Origin of the sequence: Pseudomonas reidholzensis (genome assembly GCF_900536025.1) — a bacterium.
Lineage (GTDB): Bacteria > Pseudomonadota > Gammaproteobacteria > Pseudomonadales > Pseudomonadaceae > Aquipseudomonas > Aquipseudomonas reidholzensis.
In genome coordinates this window covers 322,147-346,915 of sequence record NZ_UNOZ01000030.1, presented here as the reverse complement: position 1 = coordinate 346,915, position 24,769 = coordinate 322,147, and the positions used below count along the sequence as shown (strand labels likewise).

Genomic DNA, 24,769 nt, shown 5'->3' with positions numbered 1-24,769 from the left:
GTTTCCGATTCATGACGGGAGCTTTCCTATGTACGGTCGTCGTGATGTCCTACGCACCGGTGCAGCCTTGGGCCTGTTGGCCGCCAGCCCCTGGCTGCACGCCGAAACCGCTGGCGGCCTGCTGACGCGCAAGATCCCTTCCAGCGGCGAGGCCTTGCCGGTCATCGGCGCGGGCACCTCGGGCAGCTTCGAGGTCGAGCCAGGCTCGGCGCAGTACCAGCAGCTCAAGCAGGTGCTCAAGGTGTTCTTCGAGGGCGGCGGCAGGGTCATCGACACCTCGCCCAACTACGGCGGCGCCGACGCCATCCTCGGCCAGTTGCTGGAGGAGGGTGGCTGGCACCGGCAGTGCTTCATTGCCACCAAGATCGCCGCCGACAGCGCAGCGGCCGCCCAGGCGCAGTGGGCCGGCACGCTGAAGAGCCTGCGTACCGACAAGGTCGACCTGCTGCAGATCCACAACCTGCGCGACTGGCAACGCCAGCTGCCTTACGCCCGTGAGCTCAAGGCCCAGGGCAAGACCCGTTACATCGGCATCACCCACTACCTGGCCAGCGGCCAGGACGAGGTAGCCGAGATTGTCCGCAAGGAGCCGCTCGACTTCATCCAGATCAACTATGCGGTCAATTCAGCCGAGGCCGCCAAGACCTTGTTGCCGCTGTGCCGCGACAAAGGCGTGGCCGTGCTGATCAACCGCGCGTTCGACGACGGCCGCCTGTTCGCCCGGGTCAAGGACCAGCCGCTGCCGGGCTGGGCCGGTGAAGCCGGGATCAGCAGCTGGGCGCAGCTGTTTCTCAAGTTCGCCATCAGCCACCCGGCTGTCACCACGGTGATCCCGGCCACCGGCCGCCCCGACCGCCAGCTCGATCAGCTCAAGGCGGGCCTGGCGCCGCTGTTGAGCGAGGCGCAGCAGCAAGCGCTGATCAAACAGTTTGCCTGAGGCCATGAGCAACTGGCGGCGACGCCTGGCGCACGGGGTCAACCTGCAGCCCGGCGAAGGCCCCGCGGTGCTCGCGGGTTTTGCGTTGTTCTACCTGCTGTTCACCGGCTACTTCATGCTGCGGCCGGTGCGCGAGACCATGGGTATCGCCGGCGGGGTCGACAACCTGCAATGGCTGTTCACCGGCACCTTCATCGCCACCCTGGTGTGCCTGCCGCTGTTCGGCTGGCTGGCGTCGCGGGTCGAGCGCCGGCGCATCCTGCCCTGGACCTATGGGGTGTTCGCCAGCAACCTGTTGCTGTTCGCCGTGCTGTTTGCCCGTGACCCGGACGACATCTGGCAGGCCCGGGCGTTTTACATCTGGTTGTCGGTGTTCAACCTGCTGGCGATTTCGCTGGCCTGGAGCGTGCTCGCCGACCTGTTTTCCAGCGAGCAGGGCAAACGCCTGTTCGGCCTGCTCGCAGCCGGTGCCAGCCTTGGCGGGCTCAGCGGGCCGCTGCTGGGCACGCTGCTGGTGGCGCCGCTGGGGCACGCCGGGTTGCTGGTGCTGGCGTGCCTGTTCCTGCTCGGCAGCATGGGCGCCACGTTCTACCTGCAGCGCTGGCGCGAGCGCCACCCACTGCCGGCGACCAGCGAGCATCCCGCGTCGAAACCGCTGGGCGGCAACCCGTTCGCGGGGGCTACGGCGGTCCTGCGCTCGCCTTACCTGCTCGGCATCGCGTTGTTCGTGGTGTTGCTGGCCAGCGTCAGCACCTTTTTGTACTTCGAGCAGGCGCGTATCGTCAGCGAGACCTTCAGCGACCGCACCCGGCAGACCCAGGTGTTCGGCCTGATCGACACCGTGGTGCAGGCCCTGGCCATTCTCACCCAGGTGTTCATCACCGGCCGGCTGGCACGGCGGTTGGGCGTTGGCGTGCTGTTGGTGGCAGTACCGTTGCTGATGGCGGTGGGTTTTCTGTGGCTGGCGCTGGCGCCGGTGTTTGCCGTGTTCGTGCTGGTGATGGTGGTGCGCCGCGCGGGCGAATACGCACTGGTGCGGCCTGGGCGCGAAATGCTCTTCACCGTGCTGCCCGCTGAAGACAAGTACAAGGCCAAGAACTTCATCGACACCGTGGTCTACCGCGGCGGTGACGCCTTGAGCGGTTGGGTCAAGCGCGCGCTGGATGTGATGGCTGAGCATCCGCAGCTGGCCATGCTGCTGGGCGCTGTGTTGGCGGTGGGCTGGGGCCTGACCGGGGCCTGGCTGGGCAGACGCCAACGCACAATGGAAACCCCCGACACGTAACCCTTTGCGCCCCAAATACTCCCCAGGCGCATATTTAACGCCACCGGTCCGATGCCATCGGAATAAAGCGAATCCACGCTTATCGCCGTACTCCCACACTATGTACGGCACCTAGCTGTGCGTATCCCAAGCCACATTGAGGTTCACGACCATGGCCAACAAAGAAAGCAACAAGACTGGCAGTCAGGGCGGCTCGAAGAATCCCGGCGATTTTGCCAACGATAAGGCGAAAGCCTCGGAAGCAGGCCGCAAAGGCGGGCAGCAATCCGGCTCCACGACCGACAAGAGCGAGTCTGGCCGCAAAGGTGGCCGTTCCTAAATGAGGTACGCAGTGCCGTCCAGCGGCACTGCGTTTTTTCAAACTGGAGGAAAGCCCATGCGTTTGCCGCCCCTGCTTTGCCTGATTGGCAGCCTGACCCTGCTGGGTGGGTGTTTTGACCGCGACAGCGATCACCCGGCCAAGGACGCCGACCCGAGCAAGCCTTCGCTACAGATGCAGCAACCTGCCCCGCAGCCTACGCCTGGTCCCGAGCCGGTGCCGCAGGAGCCTCAAAGACCGTAATCGCGTAAGGAGTCCGGCATGATGGTAATGACTCAAGCCAGCGCTCACGCGTTGCGACCCCCGCTGCACAGCCCGAGCCTTGAGCAGCGTTACCGGACGTGGCTGGACGGCGACGACGGCCAATCTGCCGCTTGGTTGGCAGAGCAACTGCAGGCGGCCGAGCGTCTGCCTGACGACCTGCCTGATCATCCTGGGCAACTCTTCGCCTGGAGCGCCCAGCGGGCCGGCGAGGTGGCGCAAGCCTATGCCGATTACCTGCGCCAACGCCGCGAGGGCGGGCCAAGGCAGTATTTCGCCAACCGCGCCCAGGCCTTATGGTACCTGCAGCAGGTCGCGCCAACCAAGGCCGTAGACGGGGTCTGGTTGCACGGCACCCTGCGCCAGTGGCGTGACCCCCGTTACCACGGGCTCATCCGCACCTACCTGGAAGAGCTTGGCGACGGTGATGCGCGCTGCAACCATGTATTGATCTACCAACGGTTGTTGAGCCGCGTGGGGTGCCTGGAGTCGATCCCGCTGGACCCCGAGCGCTACCTGCAGGGCTCCGTGCAACTGGCCCTGGGCCTGAACAGCGACAGTTTCCTGGGCGAAGTCCTGGGCTACAACCTCGGCTACGAGCAGCCACCGTTGCATTTGCTGATCACCACGTATGAGCTGGCCGAGCTGGGCATCGACGGTCATTACTTCCAGCTCCACGTCACGATCGACAATGCGGCTAGCGGCCATGCCCACCGCTCGATCCAGGCCATCGTGCAGTTATGCCCTGAGCGCGAACAGGAGGCCTTTTATGCCCGGGTGCGTCGCGGTTATCGGCTCAATGACCTGGGTACACCGGCCGCCCAGCTGATTGCCAGCTTCGGCCTGGAAGCAGAGCTGCTGGCTGCGCTGGAGCGCAAGCGTGGTTTCGGCCAGTTCATGCATTCTGACCACTGCAAGCTGCAAGGGCGGACGATCAACCAATGGCTGGCCGAGCCGATGGGGGCCTCCGGGTTTATCCAGGCGCTGCAAACGCAGGGCTGGCTGCGCCGCCATGAGGACCCCGCCAAGAGCCGCTTCTGGACCTTGATCGACGGCCCGTCGGCCGCCATGTTCGGGGTGTTCAGCGCCTATGAAAAACAACTGTGGCACGACTGGATCGCCGGCGAGTGGCAAGCGCCGAAACCTCGCCGGGTGTTCCCCGGCAGTTGGGACGCGAATCTGGCCGAGGCTGCCCAAGCGCTCCAGGTCGCCCCGCAGACGGCTGTCGAAGCCTTGATCGAGCGCATGGCCGGCAACCGTCACGCCTTGCCCGAGGGGCTGTTGGCAACCCGTGCCTATGCCCAGGCTACCGGCTTGCTACAGGCCGGCGTGCACTGATGCGCTCGACCCCAGAGCAACGCCAGGCCGACCAGGCCCTGCTGCAGCTGGGCCGGCGTCTGCACGCCGACGGCTACCGATTCACCTGTGTCACACCGGCCACCCATGCATTGGTCAATGCCCGCACCGGTAACGCGCGCGCACGTAACCTGCGCGATGTGTTTGGCTGGAGCCGGCCGTTTTCGCCCGACCTGATCCCCCCTGAGCAGTTGCAACAGTGGTGGGCCGCGCAGGTGCTGGAGGAGCAGGGCGGCCTGTTGCGCAGCAAGGTCCGTTGGTCGAGCCTCGACGAACTGCTAGTGGTGCACTCTGCCTACCCTACCGAGGCCAGTGACGCGGTGTTCTTCGGCCCCGACAGCTACCGCTTCGCTCAGGTCATCGACGACCATCTGCAGCATTGCCCCAGGCCCCTGCAGCACGCCGTGGACATCGGCAGCGGCAGTGGCATCGGCGCGCTGTTGATTGCCCGCGCCGCGCCGCAGGCCCAGGTCAGCGCGGTGGACATCAACCCCAAGGCGCTGCGCTTCACCGAGATCAATGCCGCGCTGGCCGGGCTCGACAACGTCTCGGTCGAGGCCAGCGACCTGCTCGCCGGGCTGACCGCCAGCTTCGACCTGATCGTCGCCAACCCGCCCTACATGCTCGATACCCAGCAACGTCAGTATCGCCACGGCGGCGGCACGCTGGGGGCGGCCTTGTCGGTGCGCATCATCGACCAGGCCTGTCAGCGCCTGAACATCGGCGGCACGCTGTTGCTGTACACCGGCGTGGCCATCGTCGAAGGCCGCGACGCCTTGCTTGAAGCGGCCCGCGCGCGACTGGCCGGCAGCGCGTGGTGCTGGCGCTATCGCGAGCTGGACCCGGACGTGTTTGCCGAACAGCTGCTCGAACCCGGTTACGCGCAGGTCGAGCGCATTGCTGCCGTGGCATTGACCGTCACCCGTATTGGCTGAGCCGCCATGTACCGCCCTTGTACATTCGGCATCGAGGAGGAATACCTGCTGGTGGACCTGGGCAGCGGACGATTGCTGGCCAAACCCTCGCCGGCGGTGAGCCTGTGCTGCCGTGAAGTGCTCGGTGAGTATTACGCCGATGAACTGTTCCGCTGCCAGATCGAGCTGGCGTCGCCGGTGTTCGACAGCCTGCAGCAGGCACAGTGTTTTTTCAGCGAGCGCCGCTACTGCCTCGAGCAGGCACTGGCCGAGCACGGCGTCGGCCTCTACTGCGCAGGCAGTCATCCCAACGCCGAGTGGCTGCGCCAGCGCCCCGGCGCCGCCCCGCATCACCGTCAGCTGTTCACCGACTATCAGTATGTCGCCCGCCGCAGCGTGGCCTCGGGGCTGCATGTACATGTGGGCGTGCCGGCCGCTTGTGACCGCATCCGGTTGATCAACAGCCTGGTGTATTGGCTACCGTTGCTGCTGGTGCTGAGCACCTCGTCACCGCTGTGGGGCGGCCAGGTCACGGGCTACATGAGCTACCGGCGGGTGCTGTGTGGCGAGTGGCCGCACATGGGCCTGCCGGAGCCTTTGCCCGACTGGCCGGCGTACCAGCGCTACCGGGCGCTGTTGCAGCGCAGCGGGTCGCTGGCCGCGGACGGCGCGTTCTGGTGGGCGTTGCGCCCCTCCCACCGCTACCCCACGGTGGAGCTGCGCATCTGTGACGGCTGCCCGCAGTTGGAGGATGCCCTGTGTATCGCCGGATTGTTCCGCCACCTGGTGGAGGCCTGCGTGGCCGCGTCTAACCCGGCGACGCCGGTGAACCGTGAAATACACTGGATTACCCAGGAGAATTATTGGCGCGCCTTGCGCCACGGTCGCCACGCCGAGTTCATCGGGGTGCACCAGCAACAGCCAGTCACCGCCGAGGGCTGGCTGGCCCAACTGAGCCATCGATACCCACCCGACAGTGTCGATGCCCTGCACGCGTTCGTCCAGGCGCGCCGCATTGTGCTGGAGGGTACCAGTGCCGATCGGCAACTGGCCTGCCACGCGGCGGCCAGCGCGGCGGGGCTGAGCGCGCAGCAAGCGCTGCGCGCGGTGGTCGAGCAGGTGCTCGGCGAAGCATGCAGGCTGCCTTGATCGGCGTGACCGCGCTGGGCGGTTGCCGCAGGGCAGCGCGAGTAAACCTTCCCGGCGCCGCGCAGTCAGCTCAAGTAAGAGCCCGCGAATCGTCGGGGAAGGAGGTGGCTGATGACAATTGTCTGCCTGCTGCGTGGCTGCCTGTGGCGGACCATGTTGATGCGTGAAGTGGAAGTGACCGGGCTGCAATGCCAGTGCTGCGAACGGTGTGGCGCCTTGCGCTACAGCCACCCTGCCAACGTGAGGAGCTGAGCGACCATGGCCCGAGCAATCTGGAAAGGCGCGATCAGCTTCGGCCTCGTGCACATCCCCGTCTCCCTCAACACCGCGGTGCGCACCGAGCGGGTCGACTTCGACTGGCTGGACAAGCGCAGCATGGACCCGGTGGGCTACAAGCGGGTGAACAAGGTCACCGGCAAGGACATCGACAAGGACAACGTCGTCAAGGGCGTCGAGTATGAGAAAGGCCGCTACGTGATCATCAGCGAAGAGGAGATCCGCACCGCGCGCCCCGAGGCGACTCAGACGATCGACATCTTTTCGTTCGTCGAGGCGACCGACATTCCGCTGCAGCACTTCGATACGCCTTACTACCTGAGCCCTGATCGGCGCGGTGGCAAGGTCTATGCGCTGCTGCGCGAGACCCTGGAAAGCACCGGCAAGGTGGCCCTGGCCACCGTGGTGCTGCATACCCGCCAGCACCTGGCCCTGTTGCGGCCGCTGGACGACGCGCTGGTGATGATCACCCTGCGCTGGCCTGAGGAGGTGCGGGGTATCGAGACGCTCGAGCTGGACAAGAGCGTGACCGACACCAAGGTCGACAAGCGTGAACTGGACATGGCCAAGCGGCTGGTGCAGGACATGAGCGGGCCGTGGAACCCTGACGAGTACCATGACGCGTTTCGCCAGACGATCATGGACCTGGTCGAAGAGAAGGCCAGCAAGGGCAAGATCAGCGTGGTCGACAAGGCTGCAGGCGAGGGCGGGAAGAAGGGCGCAGACATTATCGACCTTACCGAGTTGCTTAAACGCAGCCTGGGGGGGAAGGCGCCGGCGCCTAAGAAGAAGGCGGCAGCCAAGGACGAGCCGGAGAAAAAACCGACCAAGCGGGCGCGCAAGGCTTCCTGATTTTTAGCGTTATTGAGATTGCTGGGGCTGCTGCGCAGCCCTATCGCGACACAAGGCCGCTCCCACAGAGACCGCGCAGGCCGTGAAGACGACGCCGTAACTGTGGGAGCGGCCTTGTGTCGCGAAAAGGGCGCGTAGCAGCCTCAGTTCACGGAATTGCAGCCTCCAATCCCGCCAGATAATCGCCAAATCCCTCCCGCGCCCGGCTATCACGCCGGCTGCTGGTCGCCACACTGTGCTTGGCCGTCCACACAATCTGTGCCCCCAACGCCTCCAACGCGCGCACCAGTTGCACATCTTCATGCGCCGGCAGCGGTGCAAACCCGCCCACCTGCTCATACGCCCGGGCACACACCCCAAGGTTGGCCCCATGAATATGCCGATGGCCCTCGCGTGCCTGGTAGCGGCTGCGGTACACCTCACGCAGCGCCGCCTTCTGCCACGGCTGCCAACGCTCGATGTGCACCGTGCCGCACACCACGTCCGCCGCACACGCCAGCTGCCACAGCAACCAGTGGCTGGGCACGCGGCTGTCGGCATCGGTACACGCCAGCCACGACGCACCACGCTCGAGCATCAACGCGGCGCCGGCGCGCCGCGCCAAGCCGACATTGCCGGCGTCCACGGCCAGTGTCTCGACGCCATGGCGGCGGGCAACGGCTGCGCTGGCGTCGGTGCAGCGGTCGAGCACCACCACTACCTCGACCTGGTACCCGGCCTGCTCGGCGAGCAGCGCCGCCGCCTTGACGGATTTCAGGCAGCGGCCAAGGCGCCTGGCTTCGTTGTGTGCCGGGATCACCACGGCAATCATGCGCACCTCTCGTCGAGGTCCACCACGCTGGGCTGGCACGACCAGTATTCGAGGAGAAAATCAGCTTCTTCATGGCGCAGCAGCGGGTACAGCGGCAGGTGCTTGGCCAGCAGGTCGTGCACCTCCCGACCGTCCTGCGGGCAGCCGGCAATCGGGTGGCGCCAGTGGCAGGCCAACAGGGCACCGTCATAGTTGAGGCTGGCCACCGACTGTTCGATCACCTGTAACCAGTCGGTAGGGTTCAGGTAATAGCCGACTTCGCTGAGCACGATCAGGTCGAAGCGCTCGCCGGGCCAATCCGCGGGCAGCCGGCCTTGCTCGACCGTGGCATGGCTCATGCCGGCCAACCGTTGGCGGGCCAGCCCCACTGCCGTGGGGTCGAGGTCCTGGCACAGCAAGCTGGCGCAGCGATCGGCCAGCAGCACGCTGAGCTCGCCATTGGCACAGGCGGGCTCGAACACCCGCTCGTAACACTGGCGCGGCAGGCTGGCCATGACCAGGTCGCGCTTGCGCCGCTCGTACCAGCGCGTGCGGAACGCCCAAGGGTCGTCGTTGCCTGCATAAAGGTCGGCGAAGTACTGCGAGTCGAGGCTCATAGAAACACCAGTTCAAAGGGTTGCAGCAGGCATTCGAGCAAGTGCTGCCCAACCACCGGCGGGCAACCGGCGTCGGGTTCCAGTTGGCTGACATGGGCCGCGATGGCCTCGCGCTTGCGGGCCAGGCGCCCTTCGTCCAGCTCCAGGCGATGGGCCCGTGACCAGGGCAACCGGGCATCATCGGCGCCGGCCCAATGCCAGGCCCACACCGGCACCTCGGCCAACTGCGCCTTGCGCACTCGCGCCGCCTGGGCCGCGGCGCGGCCGACCGCCTCATGATCACAATGGCCGTCGCTGCGCCATGTGGTCATCAACAGGTCATCGGGCTTGAGCAGCTGGTTCAGGTGGTTGACCAGAAACGCTTCATCGCGGGGCACCTCGCCGTCCTTCAGGTGCAGACGTCGCCAGTCCAGGTTGTTGGGGTTCAGGCCGAGCAGTTGCAAGGCATGCCGACTTTCCAGTGGGCGCTGGCGCCGTAGGCGATGCTCGGTCCAGCGCGTCGAGTTCGGATGGCTGCCCTCGCCATCGGTGGCCGAGATCAGCACCAGCTCATGCTCACGGCCGCCGAACCCGGCCAACAGGCCACCGGCCATGAGGATTTCATCGTCCGGGTGCGGCGCTACCAGCACCAGCCGCCGGCCGGGTGGACACAGCTGGTCGGGGGTGATCCAACCCGCCCTGGCCAAGTGCGCGGAGTGCTGCCAGTCGGCCCAGGTAATGCCACGGCTGGACTGGATCAGGTTCTCGCTCATGATAGGTGCCAGGCTCCTGCTGGCATCTGCGCCAGCTGTTGTCCAAGGTTCGCCAGGTCACGCTCGGCGTGGCTCTGGCGCAGGTAAACCGGAAGGTCGGCGATCAGCCGGGCGAAGTGCGGGTTGCGGCAGAACGGTGTGGCGCCCAAGGCACGCCCGACGTGGCCGATGACGCAATCCACGGCCTGTTCCACCTGAGCGCGGCTGCGCTGCACGATAAAACCGGCATCGTCGCTGGGGTGCCGATCGATCCACGCTGCGCACTCGCGTAGCGTCGCACATGCGCCACACAGCGCGGCATCGACCGCACCCAGGTGAGCATCGGCATGGGGCTCGGGGCGGGGTTTGCCGCAGTGCGCGCGCAGGTACTCCGCGAGCGCCTCGGCGCCGCCGTACCAACACGCGGCAATGCCGCCACCGCCATGCCAGAAGCCTGGCCTGGACAGGTACTGACCCGGTTGCCCGACGACGATCCCCGGCGAGTCCTCGAACTCGACATCGGCGCTGGCGGTCGCGGCCATGCCCACCGCCTGCCAGTTGTTGGCCTGGATGCGCTGGCTCGGGTGCGCCAAGTCGATGGCCACCAACTGCGGGTGCTGATCGTCGCCCCAGGCCGTGATCAACGCGCGGTCTATCTGCAGCGCTCCGGAGCACCAGGCCTTGCGCCCGCTCAAGCGCACGTGGTCACCGTCGCGGGCGATGATGTGCACCCGCGCGTCCGGTGGCTCGGCCGCCCATACGCCCCAAATGGCGTCACCCGCCAGTGGCGCTGCGGCGCACTCGGCCAGGATCGCCAAGGCATCGGTATGGCCTTCATACAGCTTGGCCAACGCCAGGTCACAGCCGGCAATACGCGCCAAGGTCTGCCAGCGCTGCAAGGTGTGGCCGTGGCCGGGCAACGGCAACTGGTCCAGCTGTTCAGCGCGCAGCGCCCGCATCAGCTGACCCAGCGGGTGATCGAGCGCCAACGGTTGTCGGCGCTCGCTGAACCTTCGCAGCAACACCTCCAACGGCGTGTGCTCGACGTTCTCACCGACGCCAGTCATCACTTGAGCCCCATTTGCTTGCGCATCCGCGCGGTAATCGATTGCCGGGTCTTGGCCAGCTCAGCCCAAGGGTCGTCGACTTCCGCCAGCCGCTCGTGCAGGTTGTCGATGGTCCACTGGTTAGCGCCTTTGAGCGCGGTCAGCTCCTCGCGCCAGATCGGCACCGAGACCGGTAGCCCTTCGCGCGCTCGCAATGAGTAGGCGCAGGCGGTGGTGGCGCCTTTGGCGTTGCGCAAATAGTCGATGAAGATTCGCCCGACGCGGTTTTTCGGGCCCGACACCGCACTCAGGCGCTCAGGGAACAGCTTGGCCAGGTAATCGACGATGGCGTGGCTGAAATCCTTCACCTCGTCCCAGCCGGCCCGCCGGGTCAGCGGTACCACCAGGTGCATGCCCTTGCCGCCGCTGGTCTTGAGAAACACCTCGAGGCCCAGTTCGTCGAGCAGGGTCAGGGTCAACTGGGTCGCCTCGATCATCGCCTTCCACGGCAAGGCCGGGTCCGGGTCGAGGTCGAGGACGAAGCGGTCGGGCTTGTCGAAGTCTTTGTCGGTGGCGTTCCAGGTGTGCAGTTCGAGCATGTTCATCTGCACCGCACCGAGCAGGCTCTCGGGGCGATTGAGGACCATCGCGGCCTGGCCCGCCTCAGCCTTGTCGTAGCTGATGACCTTGGGGATATTCAGTTGGCCGGCGTGTTTCTGGAAGAACAGCTCGCCACTCAATCCCTCCGGGGCCCGCACCAGCGCCACCGGGCGGTCCTTGAGCTGCGGCATGAGCCACGGGGCGACAGCGGCGTAGTACTCGGCGACCTGGCGTTTGGTGGCGCCAGTGCTGGCGTCGATGACCCGGTCGGGGTGGGTCAGGTGCAGTTCGCTCAAGGTGGTGTTCTCCTTGGGTGCCGAGGCGCTGTGACCGCGGCGAGGGCGCTCGAGATCGATCCGCGACGCCGGCTTGTCATCGCGCAGCCCATGGAATACCGAGTGACGCACCACGCCGTCGCGGGTCATCTGCGCGTAGGCGACTTCTGCCAGCAGCGTGGGCTTGAGCCAGTGCACGCCTCGGGCTTCGGCACCGGTTGGCGGATTGGCCAGGGCCGGCTTGCCGACTTCAAGCGGCTTGAGCCGGGCATGGATGCTGGCCAGGGTGGTAGCGGTAAAGCCGGTGCCGACTTTGCCGGCATAGCGCAGCTCACCACTGTGCTCATCGTGCAGGGCCAGCAGCAACGCACCAAAGGCCGTGCGGCTGCCTTTTGGGTCGGTGTAGCCGACGATCACGAACTCCTGGCGTTGCTGGCACTTGAGCTTGATCCAGTCGCTGCTGCGCCGGCCGGTGTAGGGGCTGTCGAGCCGCTTGCCGATCAGGCCTTCGAGTTCGAGGCGGCAGGCACTGTCGAGCAGCGACGCCACCGGCTCATCGAAATCCGCCGAATACTTGAGCACCTCGGTGCGGGCCTTGGCCAGCAGCTTGCCGAGCAGCTCGCGGCGCTGCTGCAGCGGCGCCTGACGCAGGTCCCGACCGTCAAGGTAAGGCAGGTCGAACAGGTAGTAGGTGATCTGCTCATCGCGCTCGGTATCAAAGGCGTTCTGCAACGCCTGAAAATCCGCCACGCCGTGCTCGTTGGCCACCACCATTTCGCCGTCGAGCCAGGCGGACCTGAGCTTGAGCGTGCGCAAGGCAGCGACCTGGCGCGGCATCTTGGCGCTCCAGTCATGGCCGTTGCGGGTAAACAGGCGCACGTCGTCGCCGTCGATGCGGGCCAGGATGCGGTAACCGTCGAATTTCACTTCATAGCGCCATTCACCACTGGGGGGCGAATCGACCAGCGTCGCCAACTGCGGCGCCAGGTGCTCGGGCAATTCGGCCTTGGGCGCGGCAGCGCGCCTGCGAGTGGCGGCAGGCTGCTTGGCGGGCTTGGGGGCCGCCGTGGTCCTGCGCGCGAGCAGGGTACGGTCACTGATGACGCTGTCGGGCTGCGCGTCGACAATGCTGTACTCGGCCTCACTGCGGGCCACGTCGTCGTGCGACTTGACCAGCATCCACTGTTCTTTCTTGCCTGCCAGGTGGGTGCGAAACAGGTTCCACACGCCGGACAGCTTCTCGCCCTGCAAGCGAAAGCGCAGCTTGCCCTTGGCGTAGCTCGCCTGCGGGTCGCCCTCCGGCTCCCAGACACCCCGGTCCCAGACGATCACGTCACCGGCGCCGTAGTGCCCCTCGGGGATAGTCCCCTCGAAGTCGGCGTAGTCCAGCGGGTGGTCTTCGACGTGCACCGCCAAGCGCCGTACCTTGGGGTCGAGCGACGGGCCCTTGGGGATCGCCCAGCTCTTCAACGTGCCGTCCAGCTCGAGCCGGAAGTCGTAGTGCAGGTGGCTGGCGTCGTGCTTCTGGATGCAGTACTGCAAGGCATGCGCCTGCTTGCCGCGCTGGCGCTTACCGGCGGGCTCGGGCGTGGCATTGAAGTCACGCTTGCGCTGGTACTCCTGCAGGGGCTTGGCCATGGCGGGCTCCGGGACGATTCGCGGGTCTCTAGAGGTGGGAGAGGGCGGCCATGGGCAGAGTTCAATCTGTTACCGGGCGCCACTGGGCAAAAACTCTGAATCATTGCCGGGCTGCGACGGTCGACCGATTGAAGCCAAGCCAATTGCCGGAGAACACAGATGGCCCAGCCAGACGATCCGAAAAACCGCCAGCCGGTCGATATCGATGACATCGAAGACCGCATGGGCAGCGTCCACGAACTGGACTTCGATGAGCGCAATGACGAGCGCCGGGGCCGTGTCGGCGACGAGCGCCCGGCACGCGAAGTCGCTGATGAGTTCCCACCACGGCGGGTCGCCGAAAGCGGCATGAGCGGGGGTGAGGCACTGAGCGACAGCCTGCATGAGGACAACGTCACCATGGATGACCTCAGCCCCGACACCCTCTATGACGAAAGCGGTGCGCGTGACGCTGACGAGCCAGGCGGTGACGACGGGCCCGCCGACCAGACCCTGCGGCAGGTGGATGCCAGTGAGATCGGCGGCGGCTTTGGCCTGGATGAGGCAGAGCTGGCGCGTTCCGCACCGTTGGACGGCGAGCCCTGGACCGATCGGGTGTCGCCGGCGGAAGGGGATGATGAGCAGGACAAATCGTAGTTGAACGCGGGGCTGCCGAGCAGCCCCGAACCCCTCCCCAACGACTGGTCGTCAGTGGGTCTGCCAGATGCCGTTATTGCGCTCGCAGTCGGCCCGCGACTGCCCCAAGGCCTGCGTGTCGTAATAATAGGTAACCACCCGCGCATCCTTGGACAGCGCAGGCCGCGTCGACGGCTCGTCCGCCCCTGCGGCCTTGGCGTTGGCCAGTGACTCCTGGGTCAGCGGCGCAATGCAGCTGCCAACACTGCCATCGGCACACCGCGCCACCTTGCGCTTCTGCGCATTGAGCATCTCCTTGCTCTCATTGCTGCACGACCAATTGATCGCCTCGGCCGGCATATTGCTGAAGCTGTAACAGGTGTGGCGCTCCACGGGCTTGATCGCCTCGCTGGAAGAACGCATCACGACATCGCAGGCTTCATCCGCCAACACTTCCCCCACCAAGATGGGGCCACTGCCCAGGCTTGCGAGCAGCAACAGCAGAACAGGGACACGCATGGCATACCTCCCGGGCCGCAGCCCATGTTCAGGTCTTGCGCAATGTCGCCTTGCCCTGCTGGCGCATGGCCCTGGCGCGCTTTTCCAGGACCAGATAGGTGACCACCGCCAGCAGTAGAGGGATCAGGTAGTACAAGGTGCGATAGCCGAGCAGGGCGGCAATCAGCGTGCCCTGGCCCAGCTGCCCGTGGAGCAGGGCGAGGAATACCGCCTCGAGCACGCCGAGGCCCGCGGGGATGTGCGCCACCACACCCGCCACGCAGCTGATCAGCAGGACGCCGAGCACCGAGGGGTAGAACAGCTCATGCGGCAGCAGCCAGTGGATCAATGCGGCCATCAGCGCCCAGTTGCTGGCGCCCAGTAACACCTGGCACAGCGCCAGGCGCAGCGACGGCAGGGTGATCTCGTGGTCGCGGATGCTCCAGGTGCGGCGCTTGGCAAAGCCGCAGGCGAGCAGGTAAGCCGCGACTACCGCCAGCAGCACCACGCCAATCAGCTGCAAGCCGGTCACGCCCACGGCCCAGCTGTCTGGCAGCTTGACCTGGCGCGAGGCGAACACCACGCCGGCCAGGAGCATGTAGCCCATCCAGTTGGTCAGCAGGCCCAGGGTGAGGATCTTGGTAATGGTCGCATTGTCCAGGCCCAGGCGGCCGTACAGCCGATAGCGCAGGGCAACGCCGCCGACCCAGGTGGTGAAGTTGAGGTTGAACGCATAACAGACGAACGCCACCGGCAGCACCTGGCGCACCGGCAACTGATGCCCCGTATACGCCCGTGCCAGCAGGTCATAGCTGGCGAACACCAGGTAGCTGCACAACGCCAACAGCAGGCCGATCACCAAGGTGCTGGGTTTGTAGGCCAGCAACGACTGGCGCACTTCGTTCCAGTCAAGGTTTCTTGCCAGCATGTACAGCAGCACCGGGATCAGGATCAGAAAGGCCACGGTGAACAGCCGTTTGCCCCAGGTATGCCAAGGTGTGGAGGCCATCAGGTCTTGCCCTCGTGAAGGTTGGCTGGGGTGTCGATTTCCGGTTGCAATGACTGCAGGCGCTGGCGGTGCGCCGGGAACCAGCCGGCCACCCGCGGGAACAGCCGCGTCAGGTGGAAACCCAGGAAGATCAACGGCGCCCGCCACCAGTAGCCGCGGATCATGCGCTCCAGGGTGACGGCCTTGCACTGCTGCATGGCCAGCTCATTGAGATGCTCGTAGAGCATCTGATTGAACGCCCGGTCGCGGATCAGCAAGTTCGCTTCGAGGTTCAGCGACAGGCTCAAGGGGTCGAGGTTGCTCGAGCCCACCGTCGACCACTCGTCATCCACCAGCGCGACCTTGCCGTGCAACGGCCGCTGGCAGTACTCGTGAATCCGCACGTTGTCGCGCAGCAGGTAGTTGTAGAGCAACCGTGACAGCGCCCGCACCCAGCGCAGGTCCGGCTGGCCCTGGAGAATCAGGGTCACCTCGACGCCACGCCGGGCGGCATTGCGCAGCTCGCGCAACAGCCGATAGCCGGGGAAGAAGTACGCGTTGGCCACCACGATGCGCTGCTTGGCGCCGCGAAACACCTGCAAATACTGCTGTTCGATGTCGGTGCGGTGGTGGCGGTTGTCGCGTTCGACCAGCACCGCACAGGCCGAGCCGGTCGCGGCGGTCTGCGGGCGGACCTGGCTCGGCGGTTCCAGTACTTGTGCCATCAGCCTCCGGCTTGAGGCATGCACCTGCGCCACCACCGGGCCGCTGACTTCCACGGCGTAGTCCTGCTTGGCCATGGGGCCGAATTCGCCGAGGTGGTCGAGGCAGTAGTTGATGCCGCCGATAAACGCCAGCTCGCCGTCGATCACCACGATCTTGCGGTGCAAGCGGCGGAACAGGTTGGTGCGCATGCCGACCAGCCGGGGCTGCGGGTCGAAGGCATGAAAGCGCACACCGGCCGCGGTCATCGCCGAGACGTATTGATCGGTCAGGTCGGCGGTGCCATAGCCATCGACGGCGACTTCGACCCGCACACCGCGCTGGGCGGCTTCGATCAGTACCTGCTGCAACTGCAGGCCGACCTTGTCTTCGTAGATGATGAAGGTTTCCAGGAGGATTTCTTCGCGGGCCTGGCTCATGGCCTCGAACACCCGCGGGTAGTATTCCTCGCCGTTGATCAGCAGCTGTACGCTGTTGCCGTCTGTCCAGGGTGTTTTCACAGGCTTATCTCCGCGGCCAGAGGGGCATGGTCAGACAGATGCGACCAGGGGTACTTGGACAACACCTGGGCCGCGCAGGGCATGGCGTTGCGCAGGTAGATACGGTCCAGCCGCAGCAGCGGCAAGCGCGCCGGAAAGCTGCGTGCCGGTGTGCCGAAACGCTCGCCAAAAGCCTCGACCAGGCGCTCGGAGAGCACTGCGTCGGCCTTCAGGCGCCAGTCATTGAAATCACCCGCGACGATCACCGGCGCCTGCGCGGGCAGGCTGTCGAGGAAGTCTAGCAACAGCCGCACCTGCCGCTGACGGTGCGCCTCGCGCAGGCCCAGGTGTACGCAGATGGCATGCACCTCCTGATGCCCAGGCACGTCCAGCCGGCAATGCAGCAAACCGCGCTGTTCGTTGCCGTCGATCGATACATCGAGGTTGTGGTACTCGCTGATGGAAAACTTCGACAGCAAGGCGTTGCCATGGTCACCGTGCGGGTAGACCGCGTTGCGCCCATAGGCGAACTGCGGCCACATACTGTCGGCGAGAAACTCGTACTGGGGTGTTTCCGGCCACGCCGGATGGCGCTGCGCGTGCTGCTCATGGCTGCCGTGCACCTCCTGCAGAAACACCAGGTCGGCATCCGTGGCCCGCACGGCTTCACGCAGCTCGGGCAAGATGAAACGGCGGTTGAAGAAGGTAAAGCCCTTGTGCACGTTGATCGTCAGCACATTCAGGCGATGCACTGCGGCGCTCGTGTCGATGATCCGGCCGGGGGTAGGGAGCGTCGAGTTCACAGGTCAGCCTCCGGTTCCACGCCGGGTTCGGTGACCAGCTCACCGTCCAGCTTGAGCTTGGACAGCATCCGCCGGGCGTCGAAGGGGGCATGCACCTTCTGGTCGTTGTCGAAATAGCAGTACACATCCCGCGAGCGGCGTTCGCGCGGTGCTTCCTCAACCACCCGATGGGCATCCTCGGGCTGGCCGCCCTGGCTCCACGCCTCGATGCGCATCCGCCAGCGGCGCAGGGCGCGGGCGGTGTAACCACTGCTGTAGGGTTCGACGTCGCCGTGCAGGCGCATGTAGACGAAGTCCGCCGTGACATCTTCCACGCAGGGCCACTTGCCAGCGCTGTCGGCGACCACCAGAGCCACGTTGTGTGCGCGCAGCAGGTTGATGAAAGACGCACACAGAAAGCTCTCGTGGCGTATCTCCACGGCATGTCGCAGCTTCGCGTCGCCCTGGACCTCGGTACCACCGTTGCCGCGCAAACGCTCGGCGCAATGCCCGGCGCATTGCAGTGCGGCCGTGCGGTCATAGGGCAGCAACTGCAGGAAATGGGCAAAACGGGCTTCGTCGTAGTGCATGTTGGGCGCGAACTGCCACAGCATCGGGCCAAGCTTGGCCCCCAGCACCAACGGGCCGGAGGCGAAGAAGTTGGCCAGCGGCTGCTCGATGTCCTTGAGCCGGCGCACGTGAGTGATGTAGCGCGGCGCCTTGACTGAAAAAACGAAACCTTCAGGTGTCTGCTCGGCCCACTGACGATAGCGGTCAGGGGTCTGCAGGCTGTAGAACGAGCCATTGATCTCGATGCTGTTGACCGCCCGCGAGGCGAACGCCAACTCGCTGTCCTGACGCAGGCCCTCCGGGTAGAAGTCCTTGCGCCAAGGCCCGTATCGCCAGCCTGAAATACCGATGCGAATCTCGCTCACACTACCTCCTGCGCTCAGGGAACCGGGAATCAGGCTATCCATGAATGCGACTGGTGCGCGCGCCCAAGGGTTCACCACAGGGGGACGAATGGCCTGGGCCAGAGGCGTCGCCGGTTGAACTTTGGCGGCGTGGACGATTCCACCGCAAGCGGGGCAATGGATTTCAGCGCCCGCGCTGGCAGCGATCGCTTCGCCCAGTCACATCTGCCCAGTTACGGGAATGACCGCCACCTCTGGAGGCACGCATGGCCAGGCACATCATCCACTTCACCGGGCCGATCAACTCGTCGACCTGCGGCAACCTGATCAACACCTGCACGCGCATCCTGCAGCAGAGCCCCGACGTGCTGCAGCTGAACATCGCCACCATGGGCGGCGAGTGCAGCTATGGGTTCACCCTGTACAACTTTCTCCGTGCGCTGCCGGTGCCGTTGCACACGCACAACCTCGGCACGGTGGAGTCGATGGGCAATATTCTCTTCCTGGCCGGCGAGCACCGTACGGCGTGCGCGTTGAGCAAGTTTCTGTTCCACCCCTTTCACTGGACCTTGCACGGCTCGGTGGACCATGCGCGCATGGCCGAATACGCGATGAGCCTGGACTACGACCTGCGGCTGTACGCCGAGATCGTCGCCGAGCGCACCCAGGGCGCGCGTGAGGCGCTGGACATACAGCGCTACCTGATGGCCTATCCGCGCATTCTTGGGCCTAAAGAGGCCCTGGAGACCGGGTTGATCCAGGCCATCGATGAGCGTCCGATCGATACGCAAGACACCCAGTGGAGTGTGCATGCCTGAACAAGGCCGATACAAAAATCACCGCTCGTCGGCGAAACCCGACAATGATCGAGCACGTTCGCTTCTGCGGCGCTTAGCTAAGTGACAAGAACAAGAAAAGCCAAGGAGATCCGAGCATGCGCGCATTGACCTACCACGGTGCCGGGGACGTACGGGTCGACACCGTACCGGACCCAACGATCCAGGCGAATGACGATATCGTGCTGCGGGTAACCGCCACGGCCATCTGCGGCTCGGACCTGCACCTCTACCACGGCAAGATTCCCGCCATCGAGGCGGGCGATATCCTTGGCCATGAGTTCATGGGCATCGTCGAGGAAGTGGGCAGCGAAGTCACCGCCGTGCGCCCAGGCGATCGGGTGGTGATCCCTTTCGTGATTGCCTGCGGCAGTTGCTTCTTCTGCCAGCATGACCTGTTCGCCGCGTGCGAAACCACCAACACCGGGCGCGGCGCCATCCTCAACAAGAAACCCATCCCGCCGGGCGCGGCGCTGTTCGGCTACAGCCACCTGTACGGCGGCATCCCCGGCGGCCAGGCCGACTTTGTGCGGGTCCCCAAGGCCAATGTCGGGCCCTTCAAGGTGCCTGGCCACCTGGCGGATGACCAGGTGCTGTTTCTTTCCGACATCCTCCCGACCGCCTGGCAAGCGGTGCGCAACGCCGAAGTCGGCCCTGGCTCGTCACTGGCGATCTTCGGCGCCGGCCCGGTCGGCCTGTTGTCCGCCGCCTGCGCGCAGATGCTCGGTGTCGAACAGATCTTCATGGTCGATGAATGCGGTTATCGCCTGGACTACGCCCGTGCGGCCTATGGCGTGATCCCGATCGACTTCTCGCACGACGACGACCCCGCCGACACGATCATTCGCCAGACCCGCGGCATGCGCGGGGTCGACGCGGTGATCGACGCCGTCGGTTTCGAAGCCAAAGGCAGTACCGCCGAGTCAGTGCTCACCGCGCTCAAGCTCGAGGGCAGCAACGGCAAGGCCCTGCGCCAGAGCATGGCGGCGGTGCGGCGCGGTGGCGTGGTCAGCGTGCCGGGGGTGTACGCCGGCTTTATCCACGGCTTCCTGTTTGGCGATGCGTTCGACAAAGGCCTGACCTTCCGCATGGGCCAGACCCACGTGCAGCGCTACCTGCCTGAACTGCTCGAACTGATCGAGGCGGGCCGCCTGCGCCCGGAAGCCATCGTCACCCATCGGCTGGCGCTGGAAGACGCCATGCGCGGCTACGAACTGTTCGACGAACAACAGGAACGCTGTCGCAAAGTCATCATGGTGCCCGGCGAAGCCGCCGACTCCGTACTCGACCTTCATCATTAAGAGGACCGCATGTCACGACGGATCATCACATCAGTCAACAGCCAGGACCTGCATCCCCCGGATCAGGGCCTGCTGTTTGGCTCGCCAAGGGAGCGCCTGGAGTTCTACCGCCGGGAAATCCAGTACGAAACCACCATCCTCGCCAACCGCACCGATGCGTTCCTCGCGGCGCAGTCGTTTCTGGTGATCGCCTTCATCTCCTGCATGGGTAACCTGAACGCCAAGTGGGGAGGGCAGTTCACCCTCATCGTGCCGCCGTTTCTGGCGCTGCTAGGGGCGCTCAGCTCGCTCAATGCATGGCCGGGCATCCGCGCAGCCTACGGCATCATCGACCATTGGCACTTCAAGCAAAGCCAGCTGTTGCACAGCGAACCCAGCGTGGGTCTGGCATATGACGACTGGCCGCTGTTCTGCGAAGCCGAGTCGAGCCACCGGGGGTACCGCAAGTCGCTGATGTTCTCGATCCGAGCGCCGTGGCTGTTCCTGGTGTTCTGGGTGGTCCTGGGCAGTTACTGCCTGTTTCTGCAGTTGGACCCGGCCGGCACGTAGCACCCGGCCTTTGGCCATCAGACCGCTCATTCACATTGTTCGACAATGTATTGAATTTTCACGCAGCAGGCTGATCCATTGGGTGTCATCCACGGAGAACAGGAGGCCCCCTGAGATGCCTAGCCCAGAGCTGTACATCATCGATTATCGGCTGCACGACCAGCCGCGCAGCTTCATCATTCGCCTGGAGCGGATGGACAACGCCGAAGCCTGGCACTGGGCCAGTTGTGATGCCGGTATTGGGATCATTCCAAAGTTCGGGCGGGAGAAGATTCGCAAAGTCAGCAGGCCGATGGCTGAGCGGTACGGGATCAGCCAGGTGAGTTGGCGGCTGTCGGGCAGTCGCTCGGCGCCAGCGGAGTCAGAGGCGGGGGAGGAGGGGCAGACTACTCAGCCGACGCTGTGATCCTGGGGCCGCCGTGCGGCCCCAGCCCTTCAGGCTCAAGCACCTGATTCCGGGTCACTCGCGGGTACGCCTGGCCGATCCTCTTCCTCGCCCACGTGAGGATCAGCATCCGGATCGTCCGCCCGGTCATTACGCCGATCGGGCTCCAGCTCCGGCCAGTCGTCCTCGACGTTGCCACCACCCATGTTGAAATGCTCGTTCATTGCTGCGTCCTCGCTCAGGTCTCTAGTATTGAGAGCAGGATGAGCAGGGGTACGCTCAATCGTCTGTAGTGCGAGACCGACCGGCGGCTTTGGATGAAGGTATAAAAGAGGCGGGGCGCTGGGGCTCCAACTCGAACGGAGTGATCGACGCCTGGGGCTGGCTTGAAATCTGGCCACTCACGGCCCCGAGTTAGCCATAGCATTCATCATCTTAAAACCCTCTTCTCCGTGTGGCTATTAGCCAGCATTTGAGCGCGTTTTCGCAACCGTTATCCTTGTGAGCCGAAACAAGGACAGTCATATGGCCAGAAACAAGGATATTCCGCAGGTTTGGCAACGTTATAGCGGAGGCGATGGCGGCGGTAGCGGCGGTCGTTATTTGCGTGACATGACAGACGCTGAAATTGCCGACCGTGAAGAAATGCAAAAGCCTTATCAAGCTATGTTGGCCAGACAGCAGGCCTATGAAGACAGCTTGATCAAACCACCGAAAAAACAAGAACAGGTTGTAGTCGGTTGCACATTTACCAAGCCCAGCAAGCTGCCCGATGGCACGATTGATTACGCCAGTCCTTCCGGATTCATTTCCACCGATGCGGTCAACGAGTACGGCGAATTTGCCTTGCTCGGGGGTCGCGAAACAGACGCAAACGGCAACATTCCACTCAAGAAAATCAGCGGTAACGCCTTGCCACCGGAACTGGGGACGCTCTTGCTCGGTGGTGCCTCAATGGCAAGCGCCGGTGCTTCCTGTGGTGGCCTTTGCACCGCCGGAGCGAGCGTTGTTGCTGGCACGGGAACCGCTGCACCTGGCACAGCGGCTGGTTCAGGCATAGTCACGGCTGGTGTTGCTGCCGGTGCCTTGGCGGGTGTGGTTGCGCTGCTCTGGCCGTCAAGCCTCGGTGATAGCAGTCTGTACACTGACGAACAGCTTAAGTCGCTCAAGGAAGGCCGTACACGGGTTCGGTTGCACGTAGAGCAACAAGCCGACGGTACGCTGAAAGGCTACGGTTACAACACTCAGAAGCGCCGCGACTGGGAAATGATTCCGGTCGTGCAGTTCGTTGCCCAAGGTGAACTGCAGGTGGCCGATTTTGGCGACGGCGTTACATTAATCTGGACACCGGCTGCTAATCCTTCTGAAACGCTGGGCATTCCAGCGTTGGAAGCCGCTCCGCAAGCCCCGCATATCTGGATTTATCCGCCGACCGAACAAGCGGATAATATGATCGTTGACCCGATTCATCCGCCTGATTACAGGGATTTCATCCTCGTTTTTCCGGCCAGTTCGGGTATAAAACCGCTCTACATCGTGATGAGCGTGCGCTTGGATGCGGGCACAGTGACAGGGAAAGGGCAGGACGTTTCGGGGACCTGGTTAGCCGGTGCAGGGATTGGGCTTGGCGCACCGATTCCGACTCGTGTTGCTGACCAGCTCCGGGGTAAAAGCTTTGCTAGTTTCGACGCATTCCGGAAAGCGTTTTGGCAGGCTGTATCTGAAGATCCAGAGCTAAGCAGTCAATTCATTCCGAGAAATATAGATCGTATGCGAGATGGGTTTGCTCCAACCGCCCGCTATGCAGATGCCATCGGCAAGAGAAAGGTTTTTGAAATACATCACGTTGAATTGGTATCTGAAGGCGGCAAGGTTTACGACGTAGACAATCTGCGGGTCAACACTCCCAAAAATCACATTGATATTCACAGGTAGGTAAATCAATGAAAGAAACAATTTCAGACTACACGGAATCCCAATTCGCCAGCTTCATACAGGAGATTTTTGTAGCTAATAGCGGCGGTGCCTCGGATGAAATGATGGCGACTCTTCTAGACCAGTTTTGCGAGCTTGCCGAGCATCCAGCTGGGACTGACCTAATATACTATCCCGAAGAGGGCGCGGATGATTCCGCCGAAGGGATCACCCTAACGATTAAGGCTTGGCGTGCAGCTAATGGTTTACCGGGTTTCAAAGACGTCTGAAGCCGTACCCGAAGGGGATTAGGCGGCACAGGTTCGACAGCCAAGCGCTGAAACCTCCGCGCGATATCCCGCAGCGCGGCCAAAACATCACAAAGCAGCCTGGCAGGCCCATAGCCCTGCATCTGAGGTTACGCATAATGTGGGGCACGTTATGTTAGCGAAGCCGGCGAATCGGCCGAAGCTGGCGCCGGGAAAATTGCGAAGCCCCGGTGTCGGATTTACACATAGCGTGCATTATGCGAGGCATTTTTCTATCAAAATCCAGGTCAATTGATATCAATGCTGGCCATAATTCCAGTAATCATTCAATTCTGATAGCAATCACACAGGGCCGCTGACATGTTTGTCACTATTCGCGAATTTCCTGATGCTTTGGCAATCCGCCTCAAGCTACTCACCCGCACTCAAACTGCTAGTAAAGCAGTGCTGGCTGCATGCGAAGCTTTCATTCCCATGAGGCAGCACGTTAGGGAGTTGGAGCAAAAAATTCAGGAGCTCGAGCGAACAAATTCCGCCCTGTCTCAAACCCTGTCAGAAGCACGTGAGGCTGCTCTGGTATTGGTTGAGAGGACCGCCCAGCCCGATTTGGGCGCAGGTAAACCACCGCCTGAAAGAGCTTCGTTGGCAGGCCGCTATCTTCAATCTGATTACGTTCTCAAGGCCTGGAGCACGAGCGTGTCCCCTCATTTCTTGACTGGTCATGTTAGCGTCCCGGTTGACGAAGCAGGGCGAGTTCATGAAGCCTTTGAGTTTTCAAATGGAGGTTTTCTCAAGGCATCTTTGAAGCCTGATGGCAGCGATATGCAGGTCATCGAGCTTTCAAGGCTTTCTCTTTCCTTTAACCCAGGAGAAGAGGAAGGTACGTTCAGTCTCGAGTTTTTTCCGACCTAGTTACCATGTGAACCCGGTATGAACAAACCTCAGTTCCAGGCGCCTTGCGGGTGGGGGGTTACGGGTTCGCTTTCGATGAAAATGAGAGATGTAACTTGGGATGAAGCTATAGATTTTGTCACTGGTCCTCGTGGACTGCTTTACACCAAGGTTTCTGTGATGAAGGTTCGCAACATTACGTCACCTGAGGCCATTAGGGCGTTCCCGCTCGACCAGGGGGAAAGCTTGAACGCAGAGGAAGGCTCGTCAGTTGTTGCACGCATGAGTGACGAACGCCTGGCCGATCTGCGCACCTATCTGACAGCCGTTGATCACTCCCGTAAACAGAGGAGATCGAGGCCCGCATTGTCGAGGTTGACCGGCCATACTCGAAGAACCTCGGTGTTCAATGGTCAGGTCCTCTAGGTAGCGGTGCCGGTACTACGCTCAATCGCCTGTAGTGCGAGGCCGACCGGCGGCTTTGGATGAAGGTATAAAAGAGGCGAGGCGCTGGGGCTCGAACGAGTGCGATTATAATAACTCAACTAAATAGTCATTTAGTTGAGTTATCAATAAAGC

Annotated in this window: 28 protein-coding genes; 17 read left to right on the top strand and 11 right to left on the bottom strand. The window is 63.6% G+C overall.

What is annotated here, in order from left to right; genetic code table 11:
• The first annotated feature begins 28 nt into the window (after positions 1-28).
• The 9 genes from CCOS865_RS21165 (at position 29) to ku (ending at position 7,349) form a co-directional block, all read left to right on the top strand.
• Complete coding sequence (locus tag CCOS865_RS21165; protein WP_119144467.1) at positions 29-937, top strand: aldo/keto reductase; 909 nt, start codon at positions 29-31, stop codon at positions 935-937.
• A 4-nt stretch (positions 938-941) separates the two neighbouring features.
• Complete coding sequence (locus CCOS865_RS21160; RefSeq protein WP_119144465.1) at positions 942-2,222, top strand: NTP/NDP exchange transporter; 1,281 nt, start codon at positions 942-944, stop codon at positions 2,220-2,222.
• Between the two features lie 151 nt (positions 2,223-2,373).
• Positions 2,374-2,541 (top strand): KGG domain-containing protein, encoded by a 168-nt coding sequence (locus CCOS865_RS21155; RefSeq protein ID WP_119144463.1) that lies wholly within the window; start codon positions 2,374-2,376, stop codon positions 2,539-2,541.
• Positions 2,542-2,598: 57 nt separating this feature from the next.
• On the top strand, positions 2,599-2,784 hold the full coding sequence (locus tag CCOS865_RS21150) for a hypothetical protein (RefSeq protein ID WP_119144461.1): 186 nt from the start codon (positions 2,599-2,601) through the stop codon (positions 2,782-2,784).
• 18 nt (positions 2,785-2,802) lie between these two features.
• Positions 2,803-4,140 (top strand): iron-containing redox enzyme family protein, encoded by a 1,338-nt coding sequence (locus CCOS865_RS21145; RefSeq protein WP_119144459.1) that lies wholly within the window; start codon positions 2,803-2,805, stop codon positions 4,138-4,140.
• Positions 4,140-5,093 carry a methyltransferase gene (locus CCOS865_RS21140; RefSeq protein WP_119144457.1) on the top strand — a complete coding sequence of 318 codons (954 nt, stop codon included), beginning with the start codon at positions 4,140-4,142 and terminating at the stop codon, positions 5,091-5,093. The genes CCOS865_RS21145 and CCOS865_RS21140 overlap by 1 nt, the downstream gene beginning before the upstream one ends.
• A gap of 6 nt (positions 5,094-5,099) precedes the next feature.
• Positions 5,100-6,221, top strand: coding sequence for a carboxylate-amine ligase (locus tag CCOS865_RS21135; protein WP_119144455.1), 1,122 nt, complete (start codon positions 5,100-5,102; stop codon positions 6,219-6,221).
• Positions 6,222-6,332: 111 nt separating this feature from the next.
• Positions 6,333-6,473: a PSPA7_2676 family Cys-rich small protein gene (locus CCOS865_RS28235; protein WP_167469087.1), complete on the top strand. Its 141-nt coding sequence runs from the start codon at positions 6,333-6,335 to the stop codon at positions 6,471-6,473.
• A 6-nt stretch (positions 6,474-6,479) separates the two neighbouring features.
• On the top strand, positions 6,480-7,349 hold the full coding sequence (ku, locus tag CCOS865_RS21130; RefSeq protein WP_119144453.1) for a non-homologous end joining protein Ku: 870 nt from the start codon (positions 6,480-6,482) through the stop codon (positions 7,347-7,349).
• Between the two features lie 148 nt (positions 7,350-7,497).
• Here the strand turns inward: ku and CCOS865_RS21125 are convergent, their stop codons facing one another.
• From CCOS865_RS21125 to ligD, 5 genes are read right to left on the bottom strand one after another with little or no spacing between them, the layout of a single operon-like run.
• Entirely contained in the window at positions 7,498-8,160 is a 663-nt protein-coding gene (locus CCOS865_RS21125; protein WP_119144451.1) for a glycosyltransferase family 2 protein, read from the bottom strand.
• A complete protein-coding gene (locus CCOS865_RS21120) occupies positions 8,157-8,756 on the bottom strand; it encodes a class I SAM-dependent methyltransferase (RefSeq protein WP_119144450.1) in 600 nt (199 codons plus the stop codon). The genes CCOS865_RS21125 and CCOS865_RS21120 overlap by 4 nt, the downstream gene beginning before the upstream one ends.
• Positions 8,753-9,508, bottom strand: coding sequence for a PIG-L deacetylase family protein (locus tag CCOS865_RS21115; RefSeq protein WP_119144448.1), 756 nt, complete (start codon positions 9,506-9,508; stop codon positions 8,753-8,755). The genes CCOS865_RS21120 and CCOS865_RS21115 overlap by 4 nt, the downstream gene beginning before the upstream one ends.
• A complete protein-coding gene (locus tag CCOS865_RS21110) occupies positions 9,505-10,554 on the bottom strand; it encodes an acyl-CoA dehydrogenase family protein (RefSeq protein WP_119144446.1) in 1,050 nt (349 codons plus the stop codon). The genes CCOS865_RS21115 and CCOS865_RS21110 overlap by 4 nt, the downstream gene beginning before the upstream one ends.
• Entirely contained in the window at positions 10,554-13,046 is a 2,493-nt protein-coding gene (gene ligD, locus CCOS865_RS21105; protein ID WP_119144444.1) for a DNA ligase D, read from the bottom strand. Before ligD ends, CCOS865_RS21110 begins: the two co-directional genes overlap by 1 nt.
• Before the next feature lie 159 nt (positions 13,047-13,205).
• Here ligD and CCOS865_RS21100 point away from each other — a divergent pair, with 159 nt between their 5' ends.
• A complete protein-coding gene (locus CCOS865_RS21100) occupies positions 13,206-13,682 on the top strand; it encodes a phosphotransferase system, HPr-related protein (protein WP_119144442.1) in 477 nt (158 codons plus the stop codon).
• 51 nt (positions 13,683-13,733) lie between these two features.
• On the opposite strand, the gene CCOS865_RS21095 is transcribed toward CCOS865_RS21100, so the two are convergent.
• The 5 genes from CCOS865_RS21095 to CCOS865_RS21075 are packed head-to-tail and all read right to left on the bottom strand — an operon-like array spanning position 13,734 to position 18,066.
• Positions 13,734-14,180 (bottom strand): hypothetical protein, encoded by a 447-nt coding sequence (locus CCOS865_RS21095; RefSeq protein ID WP_119144440.1) that lies wholly within the window; start codon positions 14,178-14,180, stop codon positions 13,734-13,736.
• Between the two features lie 28 nt (positions 14,181-14,208).
• Positions 14,209-15,168, bottom strand: a complete 960-nt coding sequence (locus CCOS865_RS21090) for a lysylphosphatidylglycerol synthase domain-containing protein (RefSeq protein ID WP_119144438.1) — start codon at positions 15,166-15,168, stop codon at positions 14,209-14,211.
• A complete protein-coding gene (gene clsB, locus CCOS865_RS21085) occupies positions 15,168-16,370 on the bottom strand; it encodes a cardiolipin synthase ClsB (RefSeq protein ID WP_119144436.1) in 1,203 nt (400 codons plus the stop codon). The genes CCOS865_RS21090 and clsB overlap by 1 nt, the downstream gene beginning before the upstream one ends.
• Entirely contained in the window at positions 16,367-17,152 is a 786-nt protein-coding gene (locus CCOS865_RS21080; protein WP_119144433.1) for an endonuclease/exonuclease/phosphatase family protein, read from the bottom strand. Before CCOS865_RS21080 ends, clsB begins: the two co-directional genes overlap by 4 nt.
• Positions 17,149-18,066 (bottom strand): DUF72 domain-containing protein, encoded by a 918-nt coding sequence (locus CCOS865_RS21075; protein ID WP_244216156.1) that lies wholly within the window; start codon positions 18,064-18,066, stop codon positions 17,149-17,151. Before CCOS865_RS21075 ends, CCOS865_RS21080 begins: the two co-directional genes overlap by 4 nt.
• Positions 18,067-18,311: 245 nt before the next feature.
• On the opposite strand from CCOS865_RS21075, the gene CCOS865_RS21070 reads away from it, so the two are divergent.
• The 4 genes from CCOS865_RS21070 (at position 18,312) to CCOS865_RS21055 (ending at position 21,137) form a co-directional block, all read left to right on the top strand.
• Positions 18,312-18,863, top strand: coding sequence for an ATP-dependent Clp protease proteolytic subunit (locus CCOS865_RS21070; protein ID WP_119144429.1), 552 nt, complete (start codon positions 18,312-18,314; stop codon positions 18,861-18,863).
• Positions 18,864-18,979: 116 nt separating this feature from the next.
• Entirely contained in the window at positions 18,980-20,182 is a 1,203-nt protein-coding gene (locus tag CCOS865_RS21065) for a zinc-dependent alcohol dehydrogenase (protein ID WP_119144427.1), read from the top strand.
• A gap of 9 nt (positions 20,183-20,191) precedes the next feature.
• Positions 20,192-20,731: a hypothetical protein gene (locus CCOS865_RS21060; RefSeq protein ID WP_244216155.1), complete on the top strand. Its 540-nt coding sequence runs from the start codon at positions 20,192-20,194 to the stop codon at positions 20,729-20,731.
• Positions 20,732-20,846: 115 nt separating this feature from the next.
• Positions 20,847-21,137 carry a DUF6555 family protein gene (locus CCOS865_RS21055; RefSeq protein WP_119144425.1) on the top strand — a complete coding sequence of 97 codons (291 nt, stop codon included), beginning with the start codon at positions 20,847-20,849 and terminating at the stop codon, positions 21,135-21,137.
• Between the two features lie 35 nt (positions 21,138-21,172).
• Here CCOS865_RS21055 and CCOS865_RS28230 read toward each other — a convergent pair whose 3' ends face one another.
• A complete protein-coding gene (locus CCOS865_RS28230) occupies positions 21,173-21,340 on the bottom strand; it encodes a hypothetical protein (protein ID WP_167469082.1) in 168 nt (55 codons plus the stop codon).
• Between the two features lie 301 nt (positions 21,341-21,641).
• Between CCOS865_RS28230 and CCOS865_RS21050 the strand changes: the two genes are divergently transcribed.
• From CCOS865_RS21050 to CCOS865_RS28085, 3 genes are all read left to right on the top strand, one after another.
• Entirely contained in the window at positions 21,642-23,051 is a 1,410-nt protein-coding gene (locus CCOS865_RS21050) for an S-type pyocin domain-containing protein (RefSeq protein WP_119144423.1), read from the top strand.
• A gap of 8 nt (positions 23,052-23,059) precedes the next feature.
• Entirely contained in the window at positions 23,060-23,320 is a 261-nt protein-coding gene (locus CCOS865_RS21045) for a bacteriocin immunity protein (protein ID WP_119144421.1), read from the top strand.
• Between the two features lie 339 nt (positions 23,321-23,659).
• Complete coding sequence (locus CCOS865_RS28085; protein ID WP_147406530.1) at positions 23,660-24,211, top strand: hypothetical protein; 552 nt, start codon at positions 23,660-23,662, stop codon at positions 24,209-24,211.
• The last annotated feature ends 558 nt before the right edge of the window (positions 24,212-24,769 follow it).

Bases quoted from the DNA above. Each gene is read 5' to 3' on its own strand.
- CCOS865_RS21165 (WP_119144467.1), top strand. From the start codon at position 29: ATGTACGGTCGTCGTGATGTCCTACGCACCGGTGCAGCCTTGGGCCTG.
- CCOS865_RS21160 (WP_119144465.1), top strand. From the start codon at position 942: ATGAGCAACTGGCGGCGACGCCTGGCGCACGGGGTCAACCTGCAGCCC.
- CCOS865_RS21155 (WP_119144463.1), top strand. From the start codon at position 2,374: ATGGCCAACAAAGAAAGCAACAAGACTGGCAGTCAGGGCGGCTCGAAG.
- CCOS865_RS21150 (WP_119144461.1), top strand. From the start codon at position 2,599: ATGCGTTTGCCGCCCCTGCTTTGCCTGATTGGCAGCCTGACCCTGCTG.
- CCOS865_RS21145 (WP_119144459.1), top strand. From the start codon at position 2,803: ATGATGGTAATGACTCAAGCCAGCGCTCACGCGTTGCGACCCCCGCTG.
- CCOS865_RS21140 (WP_119144457.1), top strand. From the start codon at position 4,140: ATGCGCTCGACCCCAGAGCAACGCCAGGCCGACCAGGCCCTGCTGCAG.
- CCOS865_RS21135 (WP_119144455.1), top strand. From the start codon at position 5,100: ATGTACCGCCCTTGTACATTCGGCATCGAGGAGGAATACCTGCTGGTG.
- CCOS865_RS28235 (WP_167469087.1), top strand. From the start codon at position 6,333: ATGACAATTGTCTGCCTGCTGCGTGGCTGCCTGTGGCGGACCATGTTG.
- ku (WP_119144453.1), top strand. From the start codon at position 6,480: ATGGCCCGAGCAATCTGGAAAGGCGCGATCAGCTTCGGCCTCGTGCAC.
- CCOS865_RS21125 (WP_119144451.1), bottom strand. From the start codon at position 8,160: ATGATTGCCGTGGTGATCCCGGCACACAACGAAGCCAGGCGCCTTGGC.
- CCOS865_RS21120 (WP_119144450.1), bottom strand. From the start codon at position 8,756: ATGAGCCTCGACTCGCAGTACTTCGCCGACCTTTATGCAGGCAACGAC.
- CCOS865_RS21115 (WP_119144448.1), bottom strand. From the start codon at position 9,508: ATGAGCGAGAACCTGATCCAGTCCAGCCGTGGCATTACCTGGGCCGAC.
- CCOS865_RS21110 (WP_119144446.1), bottom strand. From the start codon at position 10,554: ATGACTGGCGTCGGTGAGAACGTCGAGCACACGCCGTTGGAGGTGTTG.
- ligD (WP_119144444.1), bottom strand. From the start codon at position 13,046: ATGGCCAAGCCCCTGCAGGAGTACCAGCGCAAGCGTGACTTCAATGCC.
- CCOS865_RS21100 (WP_119144442.1), top strand. From the start codon at position 13,206: ATGGCCCAGCCAGACGATCCGAAAAACCGCCAGCCGGTCGATATCGAT.
- CCOS865_RS21095 (WP_119144440.1), bottom strand. From the start codon at position 14,180: ATGCGTGTCCCTGTTCTGCTGTTGCTGCTCGCAAGCCTGGGCAGTGGC.
- CCOS865_RS21090 (WP_119144438.1), bottom strand. From the start codon at position 15,168: ATGGCCTCCACACCTTGGCATACCTGGGGCAAACGGCTGTTCACCGTG.
- CCOS865_RS21070 (WP_119144429.1), top strand. From the start codon at position 18,312: ATGGCCAGGCACATCATCCACTTCACCGGGCCGATCAACTCGTCGACC.
- CCOS865_RS21065 (WP_119144427.1), top strand. From the start codon at position 18,980: ATGCGCGCATTGACCTACCACGGTGCCGGGGACGTACGGGTCGACACC.
- CCOS865_RS21060 (WP_244216155.1), top strand. From the start codon at position 20,192: ATGTCACGACGGATCATCACATCAGTCAACAGCCAGGACCTGCATCCC.
- CCOS865_RS21055 (WP_119144425.1), top strand. From the start codon at position 20,847: ATGCCTAGCCCAGAGCTGTACATCATCGATTATCGGCTGCACGACCAG.
- CCOS865_RS28230 (WP_167469082.1), bottom strand. From the start codon at position 21,340: ATGAACGAGCATTTCAACATGGGTGGTGGCAACGTCGAGGACGACTGG.
- CCOS865_RS21050 (WP_119144423.1), top strand. From the start codon at position 21,642: ATGGCCAGAAACAAGGATATTCCGCAGGTTTGGCAACGTTATAGCGGA.
- CCOS865_RS21045 (WP_119144421.1), top strand. From the start codon at position 23,060: ATGAAAGAAACAATTTCAGACTACACGGAATCCCAATTCGCCAGCTTC.
- CCOS865_RS28085 (WP_147406530.1), top strand. From the start codon at position 23,660: ATGTTTGTCACTATTCGCGAATTTCCTGATGCTTTGGCAATCCGCCTC.